1 protein-coding gene is annotated in these 841 nt (G+C 47.9%); it reads right to left on the bottom strand.

The window, feature by feature from the left end:
• Positions 1 to 34: 34 nt before the first annotated feature.
• Positions 35 to 841, bottom strand: an 807-nt coding sequence (locus tag R8N47_RS24365; protein ID WP_318186002.1) for a YhdP family protein, incomplete at its 5' end; no start/stop codon positions are given.

Genomic DNA, 841 nt, shown 5'->3' with positions numbered 1-841 from the left:
GTGTTCTCTTCCTTCTACCACTTAGTCGGGCGATCTATTTAGCCTGCTCACGCAGTTTTTCTGGCAGCTTGTATTCGCCTTTACTACGTGAAATCTCTTTTACGGTTGGTGAATCTAACGGGCCTTTGACCTCGTAATTCACTTGGGTGAACACCTCTACAACAGGAGAAATCACCGTGGAAATCGCCAGCACGTACAGAGCGGTTTGAGGGGCCACCGCAAACGCCGTCAACATTGGTAACCCTGACGTAATATCCGGCGTAAACTTCACTTCCGCATCCACCATTCTGCTGGTCATGTTTGCAATACCACGAATTTGCATTTCACCAGCTAGCGCATCCATCACAATATCATTGGTGATGAACACACCATCTTGGATTTTGCCTGTACCCGTGATGGAGTTGAACGCCATACCTTTGTCGAATACGTCGGTAAAATCGAGCTGCATCTTACGAATGATGGAGTCCAAGCTAAATAAGCCAAGCAAACGCGCCGCGCCGCTGACTTCACTCACGACTCCTTTGCCAAACTCCGTCGAGACATTCCCCTGCAAGGTTGGTGTCTTCATCGACCAAGGCGCACCATCCCAATTCATATTGGCGTTGATCTCAAATGGCGCTTGCTGGATCCCAGACGTGATACCAAAACGCTCCATCAGATCCGTGTTGTTATCGCCTTTCATTTTTAACGTCAGATTGGAATGGCTACGATCTTTGGTCAGCTCCCACCAACCATTCATATCGATGCGGTTTTTGCCGCTACTGAAGGTAATGTTTTTCCACTCCAAACGATCATCTTGACGCTGTAAGTCGACATTCACTTTGCCAACTTTGTAACCTTG

It is taken from the genome of Vibrio sp. 2132-1 (genome assembly GCF_033344315.1).
Note: the sequence above shows the minus strand (reverse complement) of the source record. Positions and strands in the feature narration are given on the sequence as shown.